Origin of the sequence: Clostridium nigeriense, from assembly GCF_050585245.1 — a bacterium.
Classification (GTDB): Bacteria; Bacillota; Clostridia; order Clostridiales; family Clostridiaceae; genus Clostridium; species Clostridium nigeriense_A.
Map to the genome: position 1 here is coordinate 52895 of NZ_JBNOOF010000005.1, position 13856 is coordinate 66750.

Annotated in this window: 14 protein-coding genes and 3 pseudogenes; 2 read left to right on the top strand and 15 right to left on the bottom strand. The window is 27.3% G+C overall.

Going from position 1 to position 13856, the window contains the following annotated elements:
- Positions 1-9 precede the first annotated feature (9 nt).
- The 10 genes and pseudogenes from ACQPUY_RS09495 to ACQPUY_RS09540 all read right to left on the bottom strand — a co-directional run bounded on the left by ACQPUY_RS09495 (position 10) and on the right by ACQPUY_RS09540 (position 7309).
- Complete coding sequence (locus ACQPUY_RS09495; protein ID WP_430840941.1) at positions 10-144, bottom strand: hypothetical protein; 135 nt, start codon at positions 142-144, stop codon at positions 10-12.
- Positions 145-341: 197 nt separating this feature from the next.
- The gene (locus ACQPUY_RS09500; RefSeq protein WP_430840943.1) at positions 342-842 is read right to left on the bottom strand and encodes a hypothetical protein; all 501 of its coding nucleotides are present in this window, start codon (positions 840-842) and stop codon (positions 342-344) included.
- Positions 843-860: 18 nt separating this feature from the next.
- Complete coding sequence (locus tag ACQPUY_RS09505; protein ID WP_430840944.1) at positions 861-1715, bottom strand: ParA family protein; 855 nt, start codon at positions 1713-1715, stop codon at positions 861-863.
- Positions 1716-2021: 306 nt separating this feature from the next.
- On the bottom strand, positions 2022-2675 hold the full coding sequence (locus ACQPUY_RS09510) for an NAD(P)H-dependent oxidoreductase (protein WP_430840946.1): 654 nt from the start codon (positions 2673-2675) through the stop codon (positions 2022-2024).
- Positions 2676-2710: 35 nt separating this feature from the next.
- A pseudogene (locus tag ACQPUY_RS09515) lies at positions 2711-2893 on the bottom strand (phosphoribosyl-ATP pyrophosphohydrolase); the annotation flags it as partial.
- A gap of 882 nt (positions 2894-3775) precedes the next feature.
- A pseudogene (locus ACQPUY_RS09520) lies at positions 3776-3886 on the bottom strand (helicase-related protein); the annotation flags it as partial.
- On the bottom strand, positions 3865-4374 hold the full coding sequence (locus tag ACQPUY_RS09525) for a phospholipase D-like domain-containing protein (RefSeq protein ID WP_430840948.1): 510 nt from the start codon (positions 4372-4374) through the stop codon (positions 3865-3867). The pseudogene ACQPUY_RS09520 and the gene ACQPUY_RS09525, both read right to left, overlap by 22 nt.
- A 20-nt stretch (positions 4375-4394) precedes the next feature.
- Positions 4395-4774: pseudogene (locus ACQPUY_RS09530) on the bottom strand (HIT family protein).
- 123 nt (positions 4775-4897) lie between these two features.
- Positions 4898-6958 (bottom strand): DUF262 domain-containing protein, encoded by a 2061-nt coding sequence (locus ACQPUY_RS09535; RefSeq protein ID WP_430840949.1) that lies wholly within the window; start codon positions 6956-6958, stop codon positions 4898-4900.
- A 171-nt stretch (positions 6959-7129) separates the two neighbouring features.
- A complete protein-coding gene (locus tag ACQPUY_RS09540; RefSeq protein WP_430840951.1) occupies positions 7130-7309 on the bottom strand; it encodes a hypothetical protein in 180 nt (59 codons plus the stop codon).
- A gap of 427 nt (positions 7310-7736) precedes the next feature.
- Here ACQPUY_RS09540 and ACQPUY_RS09545 point away from each other — a divergent pair, with 427 nt between their 5' ends.
- The gene (locus ACQPUY_RS09545; protein WP_430840952.1) at positions 7737-7949 is read left to right on the top strand and encodes a hypothetical protein; all 213 of its coding nucleotides are present in this window, start codon (positions 7737-7739) and stop codon (positions 7947-7949) included.
- A gap of 160 nt (positions 7950-8109) precedes the next feature.
- Here ACQPUY_RS09545 and ACQPUY_RS09550 read toward each other — a convergent pair whose 3' ends face one another.
- Complete coding sequence (locus ACQPUY_RS09550) at positions 8110-8274, bottom strand: hypothetical protein (RefSeq protein ID WP_430840954.1); 165 nt, start codon at positions 8272-8274, stop codon at positions 8110-8112.
- 522 nt (positions 8275-8796) lie between these two features.
- On the opposite strand from ACQPUY_RS09550, the gene ACQPUY_RS09555 reads away from it, so the two are divergent.
- Entirely contained in the window at positions 8797-9852 is a 1056-nt protein-coding gene (locus tag ACQPUY_RS09555) for an NAD(P)-dependent alcohol dehydrogenase (RefSeq protein WP_430840956.1), read from the top strand.
- A gap of 1 nt (position 9853) precedes the next feature.
- Here ACQPUY_RS09555 and ACQPUY_RS09560 read toward each other — a convergent pair whose 3' ends face one another.
- From ACQPUY_RS09560 to pfkB, 4 genes are all read right to left on the bottom strand, one after another.
- The gene (locus tag ACQPUY_RS09560; RefSeq protein WP_430840957.1) at positions 9854-10570 is read right to left on the bottom strand and encodes a group II intron maturase-specific domain-containing protein; all 717 of its coding nucleotides are present in this window, start codon (positions 10568-10570) and stop codon (positions 9854-9856) included.
- 482 nt (positions 10571-11052) lie between these two features.
- The gene (locus tag ACQPUY_RS09565; protein ID WP_430840959.1) at positions 11053-11493 is read right to left on the bottom strand and encodes a PTS sugar transporter subunit IIA; all 441 of its coding nucleotides are present in this window, start codon (positions 11491-11493) and stop codon (positions 11053-11055) included.
- Between the two features lie 24 nt (positions 11494-11517).
- Entirely contained in the window at positions 11518-12927 is a 1410-nt protein-coding gene (locus ACQPUY_RS09570) for a PTS fructose transporter subunit IIC (RefSeq protein ID WP_430840961.1), read from the bottom strand.
- On the bottom strand, positions 12928-13848 hold the full coding sequence (gene pfkB, locus ACQPUY_RS09575; protein ID WP_430840962.1) for a 1-phosphofructokinase: 921 nt from the start codon (positions 13846-13848) through the stop codon (positions 12928-12930).
- Positions 13849-13856 lie beyond the last annotated feature (8 nt).

The following is a 13856-nucleotide window of genomic DNA, read 5'->3' on the forward strand; positions in this document are numbered from 1 at the left end:
AAAGTTATTTTAAAGTTCTGAATATTCTTTATCACTTAAACTATCTAAATATTTATTAAAGTGATCTTCTGAACAAAATAGACCTATTTTATTTTCTAAGTGTTTTTCTTTTAGTTCTTTATTGCAATATTTACATTTGCTCATACATTTGCTCCCAACTACAATACTTCTTTTTATTTTCTTCCTAATTAAAATTCATACGAAAAACTTATTCTCTAATTTTATAAGATTAGTATTTATAAGCATAACTATATTTTACTATATAATTATGCTTAATCTATACTTAATTTTATCAATATTTTGGATTATGCTATTTACAATACTTTTGGTATATACTAATTTTATAAACTATCTATTCTACTATTTCTTAATTTAGTATATACAAATTCATCTATATCTTTAATTATTATTTTTTTACTTTTATTTATATATTTAACACTTCCTTTGCTGTATAAATAATTATAGATAACATTTAATTCAATTTTAGTAGCAGAAAGTTTTTCTTTATCACTAGCATTTTCCCATATATTAATTAAATTATCTTTATCTAATATTATCTTAAAATTATAACTTTTAAGCTTTTCTTTATCATTACTATCTAGTGCTAATAGATATTCTAAAATTTTTTCTTTATAATCCTGCACTGTTTTGCTTTTATGTTTTGATTCAACTATTCCTTCTAACTTTAAAATATCTTCAATATAATCTTTGGAATTATATTTTTTAAAGTTATCTAAAATTACTTCTCCCATTAATTTATATTTTTCATTGTTAAAATCCTTAGATATATTTATCCATTTTTCTAAAATATATTTCAAATCTTTAACTTTATATCTTTCCATATATCCCTCATATTTATATTATAGTCTATTTAAAATTTCATTTACTAAATCTTCATATTGACTTTTATTAGATAAATCACCACACGATAATTTATCAGTAATATCTTTATAGTCAGGTATAAATGTTTCTAATAAATAATTTTCACTCTTAATAATGTTTCTATATTTATCAGTATTTGTATTACTACCCTTTCGCCTAGACTCAAAAACACCTATCTCCTTTGGTCTTTCTCCTAATATTGAACTTATAAACTCCTCACAATGCTTATTTTTATCTAAATAATCGTCATATAATTTATTTATTACATGTTTATAATGTTTAACACCCTTCGTACTCACTGAATCCATGATTGTTGGAATTAAAAAATAATCAGAAACTAGAAAAGCTCCTTGAGTAATAAGGTTATTGCTAGGAGGACAATCAAAAATTATATAATCATAAAGATTATCTAAATTATATTCATCTAGGAATTCTTTTAAAATTAAGAGAGTGCTTAATTCATTGTCAAGCTTTGTAATTAAAGTGTCCAACCCACCATTTTTATATAATAGGCTTGAAGGAATAAACTTAACTACATCATTGTCTTTGACAATATTCTCTATATCCATGTCTAATTTCACATTATTCTGTCCTACTTTTTTTGATTGTATTTTTATATCAAAAATATAATTTAAAGTTTCTTTATCATCTAAATTTACAAAAGCCTCTACACCCATTTTAGACATGCATATTTCACTTAAGGATGATTGAGGATCAATATCTATTAATAACACTTTTTCTCCTTTTTTCCTTAAAAGAGCGCCAATATAATACGTCGATGTAGTCTTTCCAACTCCCCCTTTATAATTCCCTATAAATATTTTCTTAGCCATTTTAAACTCCTTAATTCATTCATACCTTTATATATATTTGATTTAAGATAAATTTAAACCTTAATCTCAATAGATAGTAATAAAAAATTTCACTCATGATATTCTTATAATTATATCCGTAAGCAAAATAGCCATTCAAATTTTTGTTCAGTTCGTAAATATTAACTTGTTTTCTAGATAGAATATATTTTAATGAAGTAAATTTAATTATAAAAACAGCTATATCCAATTAATATCATTGAATATAGCTATAAGTCTTCTTATTTAGTTTATTATTACATTTACTTTAATAAGCTACATTATGTTTTATTTTACCCAAGCAACTATTTCACTCATTTCCTGTCTTAGCTTATCTCCTGCTTCTTTTGCTCTGTATCCAAAGGCAAGACATAAAGAAATATTGAATTTTTCTGTATCTAATACTCCTCTATCAATTAATATCCTTTCCACTGTAGCTTTATCTATTCCACCAATAGCACAAGAATCTATTCCTAACATTGCAGCTGCAGTCATCATATTTCCTACTGCTATATATACTTGGTTTGAAGCATATGCTTCAATATCTTTATCATCTTTAAAACGTTCTTCTTCTATAGTTTTCATAAGGTTTTTGAACTTAGATGCTGTTTCTTCCGGAAGCTTTTTAACATCTTTTAAGATGTGATTTGTATAGCTTGAATCATATTTTAATTCTTTAGCTGTTCTACTTAAAACTACTACTAAATGACTACATGTTGGCATTTGAGTTTTTCCACCCCAACATACTGCTCCTAATTCATCTTTTAATTCTTTATTTTCTATAACTAAGAACTTCCATGGTTCTATTCCTAATGAACTAGGTGAAAGTCTTCCTGCTTCAAGTATTACTTCTAAATCTTCTTTATCTATCTTCTTTTCTTTATCAAATTCTTTACATGCATATCTAAAGTTTAAAACATCCATTACTTCATTTCTATTCATATTATAGCCTCTTTCTATATTTATTTTATTTAAATCTATTTTACTTTCTTTAAAACTATTCCTTCTTTAAATCTACCACACTCTACTAGTTTATCCCTTCTCTTCTTAAGTAATTCCTCTTCACTATAGCCTAGTTCATTTGCTAATCCAAATAAAACTTCCATTACATCTGCTAACTCTTCTAGATTTTTATCTTCTACGTATTCATTTACTTCTTCTAAATCAATTTTTAATGCTAATACTGTTCCTTCTTTTTCTATAAAGAAGTCCCCATGGGTTTTAAGTAAGAACTTTATTGAATTTTTCTTTGCTAAATCTATATATTTGTTTTTATCCCAAGTTTCAAAGTCTTTAGTTCCTTTATCTTTAAGCATATCCACTTTATTTGATCCTTTATGATAGAAATCATAAAAACTTCTATAGATATCTTCTTCTGTAATTTTCATTTTAATATTTCCATTGTTATAGAAGGCTAATAGTACCGGCATCTTATATGTTTTGCTCATACTTGTTGTTTCTATTATATTTATAAATTCTTTACCTATGCTCTGAGAGTCCAAATCTTGCATTTTGTTCTCGAAGGCACCTAGCGAATGAATATGAGTCGAGTTTCCTTTACCATTATATAATTCTTCTTCCTCTTTTATTAATTCACTATTTTCTTTTAAAAACTTCATATAGTCTCTAAATGGATTTATCTTAGCTTTTGATTTTATATTTTCATATATATCTTCATTCATATATGTTAAGAATTCTACTCTAGTTGGTCTATACCCTAAATCTTCTTTTATTATAAAGTACTGCTCTTTAACTTTATCAATGATTCCCATTTCTTTTTCTGCTAATTCTTTAAATATATCTACTAATCTAAAATCGAAATTAACTAAACAATCTTCAGGAAATTCTATATTTCTTAAATCTCCTCTTTTATCTTCAATTTTCTTATAGTTTTTCCCACTTAATAGAAATGGAATTAAATCTGCTTTTTTATAGTTTCCTATAAAGTCTAGTACATTTAAATAGTCTTTATCTTGAGCTTTTCTTAATCCTCTTCCTAATTGTTGCAAGAATGCCGTTGGGCTTTGCGTTGGTCTTAAGAACATAACCATATCTATTCCTGGTATATCTAACCCTTCATTAAACATATCTACTGAAAATATAACTTGTATTTCTTCTTTATTTAAAGCATTTAATGCTTTTTCTCTATCCATACTAAATTTACCATATTATTACTTTTTAAAAATCTATAATTCCATTCAATAGAGTCTGTTAGTGCACCACAAGAAATATTTGATGATCCAACATATATTTCACTATCATTTTTGCTATGAAACATATATGCCTTAGGGTGAAAGGATTTATTCTTAACATTATAAAACCTTAAATCAACCTTATCCTTAAGCTCTGATTTTATAAGTCTTAATGCCCAGGGCTGTGTTATTCCAAGATAATTTCCTGTAAGAATTCTTATTTTTACTCCTCTATTTATTGCTTCCTTTAAATCATTAAGTATAAGCTTTACATCTGACTCCATAAGAAAAGAAACAATAATATCTATTGAATGTGCTTCTTTAAAGCTTAATTTTAAGTGATTATATAAATGGTCTTTATCTCCTGTTATAGAATTTATATCATTATAAAGTATTTCTTTTTCATTTATATTTAAACTAGTATTAATATCTTTATAAAGCTTATCCAAATTATCACCCCAAATAAATATTATCCATTATACGGAACTAGTTCTTTTTTAAATTTTCTAATTCCACCTCTTGGATTTTCTACATCGCCTTTATATCTAGGAATAATATGTACATGTAGATGCATAATTGTTTGTCCTCCATCTTCTCCAATATTAATTCCTACATTGTAACCAGTTGGATTATATTTTTCATCTATTGTTAACTTTACTTTATGTATTAAATCATAAATAGCTAAAACTTCTTCTTCTGTAGCTTGAAAAAACTACTAAAGTGTCTTTTAGGTATTATTAATGTATGACCTTCATTCACTGGAAAGTTATCATAAATTGCAAATACTAAATCATTTTCTGCTACTTTTTCTTTTTCATTATAATTACAAAATATACATGGTTTCTTCATATCAATCTACCTCCTTTGCTTTCTATATTTATATATTAGAATATCTTTCATAAATATAATAAAAAATCTTTATCTCTCTAATTTGAAAGATAAAGATTTCTATAGTTTTCTTTTTACATGATACTATTTAATATAGAACAACAATTCATTATAATCTATTCCATATTCATCAAAAATAATTCTTAATGTTTGAAGTTTAGATTCTGTACTTAAATTTTTCTCTATATAAACATTAGTTGCTATTTTATATGGATTCCTAAAGCCTTTAGAACTATTTGAAAATCTTTTATTTAAGTATTCTTGGCTAAAATCTTTTTTTGTTAATCTTATAAATGGCATAGGATTTATTTCATATAATATTGAACAGATATTTTCATATAGTTCAGTCCAACTTTTAACTTTTATATTTTCATCTCTAAATATAAATTTATCTATTTTAGTATTTGTAAAGTCATCTTCATCTTCTAAACTAAAAATACTATTATTACCATCTTGGAAGCTATAGTTACTTACAGGATATTGCCATATTTTAGAGGCTATTTTAAATAATTTATTAGCTCTAATATTTATTGTTTCTTCGTTCCATTCATTTATTTCTGTTAAATACTTATTTAATTTTAATCTGCTATCTTTAAATCCCTTTTCCATGTCTCTTTTTTCAAGGAAAGGTTTATTACCTAAATTAGAGTTATAACCTGTTAAAGTTAGATTTCCTATTGTTCCTATATATTTAGAATGTATATCAATGTAATTTTCTCCTAATGAATTTTTCCATGAAGGGCTTAATGATTGAGGCATAATGTGCTCAATGCTTAATTTTTTATCATTAATTAGATTTTCTATATCTACTTTTTCATTGTTATCATAGTTTTCTAACTGTTCTAGTAAATAAACTTTATTTTTACTTTTCCAGCTATAAACATCACATTCTATGAAATTCAATTTAAATTCTTCTTCATTAGGGAATCTTTGAGATGCTTTTTTATTAGTTAATATGTATTTAAATATCTCTAAATAATTCTCTTTATAGTTTGTAACTCTTTTTATCTCTTTACTTAAATTCATAAAGACTTTATTTAAGGCATTTGTAGGAGCTTTACATATTATCCTTCTAAAAATATAAGACTCTATTGTATTTAGAATTTCAATTAACTCTGACTTATTTATTTCATTATTATTGTAGTCATCAAGGACTTCTAATAAAAATGGATAAGATACTGTAACTTCTAATTTATTTATATTTTTGATTACTATATTAGCCTCTTTTATATCTGTGTTGCTTGTTATAAGTGATTTGTAATATGCTGAAAACTTTAACATATCTTTTAAACAAGCTTCTATATCAGTTTTACTTTCTTCAATATATCTTTTAAAACTAACATATATCTTATTAATATTAGGAATTTTATTTTCCTTCATAGTTAAATAATCTCTTATAAACTGTGTTACAGCATAATTAGTGTTCTTTTCAACCTTATTCCAATAATTATTGTATAGTTCTTCCTGCTTCTTAGATGGTTGATTCATTAAAATAAAATTCCTTACTTTATCTGCATCTGTTAAATCTAAACCAGTTGAATTAAGACTTTCAAATATAAGTTGAGGATCATCTTCCCCATTTTTTAATTCAATTTCTACTATTATTAATCTTTCTATAGCTGAATAAAGTTCATCAATAGTAATTTCTCCATCAATTATTCTTTCATAAAAATATTGATAATTTAAAGTTATATTTGATTCTTCTATTAGCTCTTCCTTATTAAATAGTTTTTCAAAGGCATTTCTATCTTCCTTAATTGGCTTTAGCTTAATTTTCAATTTCTCATCACAATATTGATTTATTAAATACTGATTTAATATTTTTTCTTTAATTATAGTATTTGAACTTAATCTTCCACTATCTAATAAATTGTAAATTGCAAGTAATAATAATGATATTGTAGTAGTTCTTTGCTGCCCATCAATTATTAAGTATTCTCTATTTCTAGCATCATCATTATATATTGAAACTATAGTACCAAAAAAATGTGTCTTATATTTATTTCTAATCATACTAACTAAATCATCATAAAGTTGCTTACATTGTTCCTTTTTCCAATCATAATTTCTTTGATAAACTGGTATAACAAAATTAGTATCAGATGATTCTAAAAATCTTATTAAATATTTTTCATTAGCTTTCATTTTCTATTCCCCTTTACATACTTATTAATAGGTAGTTATTTACATTTCTCACTACCTATTAATGTCTTAAACAATTTTCATAACTATATTAGATATTAAAACCTCTTTTCACTCTAACTTTCATAATTTTATTATAACATAGTACTATTTAATATAATAATAAATCTCTACCTATATTATTCCAAGTAATAAAATACCTAATGTTGCTCCAAACAATAAAGCTTTAAATGAACTTTTTTTGTCATTAATAATTCTTTTTGCTTTATATCTTTTTTCATCAAAGGTATGTTTATTCCTTCCACTAATTACCTTTCTTTCAACATAACTATAAATATAATCATTTTTAGACATATTACTCCCCCTAACATAAATCTATTAATATTATATATTATACCAAATTTTACAATATTCTATATATGGTGTGTGATTTTGTTACAGTATAATTTGTAAAATTATCATAAAATGGGTAATGTGACAAAATCTATATTATAGGAGGATTATAATAACAAAACAAACAATTAGAATGAAGGCTTATGTTGATACAAAATATTGTGTTGCTTGTGGAATCTTTCAAAAAACTTGCCCCTTTGGAGCTATTGCTGTGTATAAGGAATTTATGCAGAGGTTACCTTAGATAAGTGGTAGGTTGCTCTAAATGTGCTAAGGCATGCCCTGCATCTGTAATCGAAATTAAAGAGGGGGTAGTTCAATAATTAATAAAAATAAGAAGAAAAAGAACTGGTATGATTATCTTTGGGTTGGAACTATACTTTATTTCATGTTAGGATTATTTAATATTTTATTTGCTTGGCATTTTAATGATTTAACTAATGTTAGCCCTTGGATTGCTCAATTTGCCTTTGTTTTTTACAGTATGATGTTAACATCTACTCTACTAGGTTTTATTACTATGTTCTTCTATAAACCTAAATCTTGGTGTGTATATTGCCCTATGGGAACTATGACTCAAGGGATATGTGTTAAAAAATAAGATTAAATAGAAAAGGCCAAGATATAAACTTGACCTAAAATTATTGTATATTTATTTTAAATTGTGTTATAATATTAGTAAGGAAAAGGTCAAGTGTTACATTTGACCTATGGCTTATGATATGTTTAAAGAAAAAGTAGCTTTACTTTGCGAGTGTGGGCTACTTTTTTCTTTTTGTATCTTTATCTTCAGTTACAGTTAATTCAGCTGTAACACCATCTATACTCTTATCAACTTTCGTTGAGAATTTCTTTCCAAATACAATCGAAACTATAGCAACTATAGTTACACTGATTATAAGCAAAGCCTGTATAAACTCTGACATAGATATCACCTTCTTCCTGTCTATAAATTGCCATAAGCAATCAGTAACACTCGACCTAAGAAAGAAGGATAACTTACCATAAGTTTCCTTACTTTACTATTATACCATATTATTATTCTATATTTCCTTTATAAAGATATTTTTCTGTAATATTAATTTTAAAGTTCTTTTCATGCATCTTTATTATTTTTTCTTCTGCCTTTAATAATACGTTTAACTAAAAAAGATAAGTCCTAATTTTTATAATGTTTATATCATCTTTTCTTATAAAAAACACTTTGTTCTAATTTTTTAATCTTTTTTATTTGTTAATTAATAATTAATATGATATATAAGCTAAACCCTATATTATTTAACTTAGCAAACAGAAGAATATTTTCATAAATTTTAGTTTTTTAATAATCAATCAATACATTTTATGGAAATTTATTCGTTTTCATATTGATTATAAAAACATTATATGCTATTATAATATTATGATAATTATTTAACAAAGCTACTTATATAGGGGAGGTTTTATTTATGAAAGGTTTTGCAATGTTGGAAATTGGTAAAGTTGGTTGGATTGAAAAAGAGGCACCTAAATGTGGCCCATTAGATGCTATATGTAAACCATTAGCTATTTCTCCATGTACTTCTGATGTACATACTGTTTGGGCTGGTGCTATAGGTGATAGACATAATATGATCTTAGGACATGAAGCTGTAGCCGAAGTTGTTGAAGTTGGTTCTTTAGTTAAAGATTTTAAGGTCGGCGATAGAGTTATCGTTCCTGCTATCACTCCTGATTGGGGATCTCTTGAAGCGCAAGGTGGCTATTCTATGCATTCTGGCGGTATGTTAGCTGGTTGGAAGTTCTCTAATTTTAAAGATGGTGTTTTCGGTGAATTTTTTCATGTTAATGAAGCAGATGCTAATCTTGCTCTTCTTCCAGATGGCGTTGATTTAGCTTCAGCAACAATGCTTTGCGATATGGTTCCTACAGGATTCCATGGAGTAGAATTGGCAGATGTACAATTTGGTGATACTGTTGCTGTTATCGGTATAGGACCAGTCGGCCTTATGTCTGTGGCTGGATCTGCTTTACGTGGAGCTTCACATATATATGCTGTTGGTTCAAGACCAAATTGTATTCAAATAGCAAAAGAATACGGAGCTACTGATATTATCAATTATCGTGAAGGTGATATTGTTGAACAAATCATGGAAAAAACAAATGGTAAAGGTCTTGATAGAATTATAATTGCTGGTGGTGATGTTCATACTATAAATCAAGCAATTCATATGTTAAAACCAGGTGGTAGAATTGGTAATGTTAATTACTTAGGCGAAGGAGATTATGTTGATATTCCAAGAGTTGAATGGGGATGTGGAATGTCTCACAAAACAATTGCAGGAGGATTAATGCCAGGCGGCAGACTTAGAATGGAAAAACTAGCTTCCCTTCTTGAAACTAAGAAACTTGATACAAGTAAATTAATTACACATACATTTAACAGTTTCGATAAAGTTGAAGAAGCACTATTTTTAATGAAGGATAAACCAAAAGATTTAATCAAACCTGTAGTAATTCTTTAATTTAAAATCCTTTATATATAAAGTGCGCATACAAAACTCTCTTTATTATCGAGTAGGAGGAAAATAATTGTTTTATTTTCCGTCCTCTCACACCACCGTGCATACCGGTCTGGTACACGGCATGAATTTTCATATATTGATACGTTAGGCTTTTCAAGCTTAAGTCGTTAAAGAATTGATTTGTAAGTGTAGTGTTTAATATAGGACTATTAGCAGTTCGCCAGTATCCTTTACGGGTATTGGCGAATTTTATTGCTTTATAATGATTTAATCCTAGTTTCTTAAGATTTCTATATCTTGTTTTGACACTCTTCCATTGTTTCCATATACACATTCTTAACCTATGTTTTATCCATTTGTCTAATTGTATAGTTATTCTTTTGCACTTTGCTATTCCATAATAATTAATCCATCCTATATTTGCTTGGTTAAGTTTAATTATTCTTTGTTCCAAAGTCATCGGTTTAGACCTGGATAATATATCTCTTAATTTATCTTTGTGTTTCTTTAATGATTGTTTTGATATGCCTGAGTATGCTTTCCCAAACATAAGGCCTAATGTAAAACCTAGGAATTTTCTTTTCCAAGGCCTTTCTACTGCACTTTTGCTAATATTTACTTTAAGATTTAATTTATCTTCAAGTTCCACTCTATTTTTAGCACTAGAGCCTAAATATTTAGTTTTCTGCAATCTTTGATTATTCTGCGAAACTTTCAAATTTCAAAACCTCCTTAAAGTTCAGTCCTTCATCCGTTATCGCGATTAGCTGAGTTAATATGACATCTGCTGACTTCTGATAGTTCATCTATATATCACTATATAGGTTATTGCTTTAGAAATTCATCTTTTATTAGCAATGTATCTATCAGACCTCCCCAGGTAAGAGCAACAACCTTCATCTCATATATCTGCTACATATACTCCTAAGGTTTCGGGTAGTGTTGGACTTTGTTTTGTTATGCAAACTCGTCCGACCTTAGTAAGCCTTTTATGTAGTTCGTGTTCCTCAGACCGAGACTTTGCCTTCGACTTCCTTCAGATTCCACCTCACGATGGACACCCTTGTCATTGACTAGTGGTTCCCACTGCCAAGCCCACAACGGACTTTCACCGTCAAGTTGTTGCCCATGTTGGGCACACATAAATAAGGTGACTCCTATGAATATAGGAATCACCTTTTAAATTAGTTTGCTTTTTCTTTATAGAATCTCCATTATTTCAGCCTTTGATTTAGCATTTAATATTTTTTCTCTAAACTCTTCGTGCATTAATTTTCTTGATAAGTTAGCTAATGCTCTTAAGTGTAAATCATTTTGCTCATCATTAACAGCAATCATAAATATCATTTTTATAGCTTGTCCATCTATTGATCCATAATCTATTCCTTTTCTAGCTATACCAATAGCTATCCTTGGTTCTTTCACAGCCTTTGATTTTGCATGTGGTATTGCTATTTCAAACCCAATTCCAGTATTACTTAATTCCTCTCTTTTTAAAATATCTTTTTTAAACTTATTTTTATTAGTAACTACTTTATCATCAACTAACAAATTAATCATTTCATCTAAAACTGAGTTTTTATCTCTAGAATCAAGTTCTAATTTTATTGTACTTTCTTTAATTAAATCTTTTAATTCCATGTTTATCTCCTTTTATGTTATTTATTAAGCTATTTTTTTATTTGAATTTGTTTTATATAATCCATATAAAACAGCTCCAACTAATGATCCAACTAATATACATCCTACCCAAACAAATGGTTTTTCAACAATTGGAAGTATTAAGAATCCTCCATGAGGAGCTGGTACTTGAACTTTCATTAAATAAGTTAATATTGCTGATATAGATGATCCAATCATTAGTATAGGAATTACTCTTATAGGATCTTTTGCTGCAAAAGGTATTGCTCCTTCTGTTATATGTGTACATCCTAATATATAATTAACTAATCCTGCTGCTCTATCTTCTTCATTAAATTCTTTTCTAAATATAGTAGTTGCTAAGGCAATTGCTAAAGGAGGTGTTATACATGCTGCAGAAACTCCAGCCATAAAATAGTAATTTCCTTGTGATAAAAGCATTGTTCCTGTAACATATGCTGCTTTATTAACTGGGCCTCCAAAATCAAATGCGGACATACATCCTATTACTAATCCTAAAAGTATTGGATTTGCTGATTCTAATGATTCAAGCCAACTCATTATAGAACTATTTATATATGCTACTGGATCTCCAAGTAATGTCATTAAAATACCTGTTACAAGTATACCAAGTATCGGTAATAGAAATATCGATTTCAATCCTTCAAATTGTTTTGGAAGACCTGATAGTAACTTAATTAATCCTAACATTAAATATCCTGCAAAGAACCCTGCTATTATTCCACCTATAAACCCTGCTCCTGTTGCATCAGCTATTAATCCACCAACAAAACCTGCAACCATTCCTGATCTACCTGAAATTGATGAAGCAATATACGCAGTAAAAACTGGTACTATCATTGAAAATGATTTTGATCCTATTCCATTAAGCATAGCTGCAATTTTATTATATTGATCTGATGTAGGATCTGCAGAATATATTCCCCATAAAAATGATACTGCTATTAATACACCACCTGCAACTACAAACGGTAACATATGAGAAACACCATTCATTAAATGTTTATATATGCTTCTTCCAAAAGATTCTTTTCCTACGACTTCATTTTTTATATTCACTCTTTCATTAGTATTTTCTCTTTTAGTAATTATTGATTTTTTTATTGGAGCTTTTCCATCTAATATTGCTTGAATAAGTTCCTTTGGTTTACGTATACCATCTTGTACAGAAGTCTCTATAATTACTTTTCCTATAAACCTATCTGCCCTAGCATCTTTATCTGACGCTATTATAACTCCATCCGCTTCTTTTATATCATCTTCTGTTAATTCATTTTCTACCCCAATAGCACCATTAGTTTCGACTTTAATTTCTACTCCCATTTCATTAGCTGCTTTTTTTAATGCTTCCTCTGCCATGAATGTATGAGCAATACCTGTTGGGCAACCTGTAACAGCGATAATCTTTTTCATTTAAATTACCTCCCTAACTTCTAATTTTTTTATATAATTATTAACTTCACTTAAAGTTCCAATTCCTCTTGATTCAGCTACATTTCCACCTGTTGCTGATGATTTTTTCAGAGCATAACTAATATCATTTCCTTTTAACCATTCACTTAAAAATGCTGATAAGGCAGAGTCTCCTGCACAAGCAGAACTCACAAGACTAATATCAGGAGCATTGCAATAATATATCTTATCTCCATTATAAAAATACATTCCTTTTTCACCTAAAGTTAAAAGAATATTTTGTGCTCCTTCTTCTTTTAAGTATTTTAATATATATACAACATCTTTTTCATTATTTATACTTAATCCAAAAATTTCTTTAACTTCTTCATCATTTGGTTTAATTAACAAAGGTTTATATTTTAATAAATCTTTTAATTTTCTAGAACTTATATCTAAAATTATATCTATATTTCTTTTATTGCATATTTCTAATATTTCATCATAATAATGTTCATCTATACTTTTAGGCAAACTTCCACTTATAATTAAATAGCTACAATCCTCAGATTTTTTAATATAATTCAATAAATTTTCTTGTGTTTCCCGTGGAACAAAAGGCCCCTTATTAACATATTTAAACTCTTTTTTATCTTCGGTATCTATAAAAACATTTATTCTAGTCGCTTCATCAATCTCAAAAGCCTTAACCTCTATATCTTTTTTTTGAAGCTCATCTACAATATATTTACCAGTAAATCCTCCAAAAAAACCTAGAACCTTACTTTCAATTCCATAATGATTTAGTACAATAGATACATTTACTCCTTTTCCATTAGGAGAGTATTCTATATTAGTAGTTCTATTTACTTTAAATGGTTCATAAGTTTCTGCTGTATAATTCATATCAATTGCTGGATTTGTTGTTAATGTATATATCATTTATCTCT

Bases quoted from the DNA above. Each gene is read 5' to 3' on its own strand.
- ACQPUY_RS09495 (WP_430840941.1), bottom strand. From the start codon at position 144: ATGAGCAAATGTAAATATTGCAATAAAGAACTAAAAGAAAAACACTTA.
- ACQPUY_RS09500 (WP_430840943.1), bottom strand. From the start codon at position 842: ATGGAAAGATATAAAGTTAAAGATTTGAAATATATTTTAGAAAAATGG.
- ACQPUY_RS09505 (WP_430840944.1), bottom strand. From the start codon at position 1,715: ATGGCTAAGAAAATATTTATAGGGAATTATAAAGGGGGAGTTGGAAAG.
- ACQPUY_RS09510 (WP_430840946.1), bottom strand. From the start codon at position 2,675: ATGAATAGAAATGAAGTAATGGATGTTTTAAACTTTAGATATGCATGT.
- ACQPUY_RS09535 (WP_430840949.1), bottom strand. From the start codon at position 6,958: ATGAAAGCTAATGAAAAATATTTAATAAGATTTTTAGAATCATCTGAT.
- ACQPUY_RS09540 (WP_430840951.1), bottom strand. From the start codon at position 7,309: ATGTCTAAAAATGATTATATTTATAGTTATGTTGAAAGAAAGGTAATT.
- ACQPUY_RS09545 (WP_430840952.1), top strand. From the start codon at position 7,737: ATGTTAGGATTATTTAATATTTTATTTGCTTGGCATTTTAATGATTTA.
- ACQPUY_RS09550 (WP_430840954.1), bottom strand. From the start codon at position 8,274: ATGTCAGAGTTTATACAGGCTTTGCTTATAATCAGTGTAACTATAGTT.
- ACQPUY_RS09555 (WP_430840956.1), top strand. From the start codon at position 8,797: ATGAAAGGTTTTGCAATGTTGGAAATTGGTAAAGTTGGTTGGATTGAA.
- ACQPUY_RS09565 (WP_430840959.1), bottom strand. From the start codon at position 11,493: ATGGAATTAAAAGATTTAATTAAAGAAAGTACAATAAAATTAGAACTT.
- ACQPUY_RS09570 (WP_430840961.1), bottom strand. From the start codon at position 12,927: ATGAAAAAGATTATCGCTGTTACAGGTTGCCCAACAGGTATTGCTCAT.
- pfkB (WP_430840962.1), bottom strand. From the start codon at position 13,848: ATGATATATACATTAACAACAAATCCAGCAATTGATATGAATTATACA.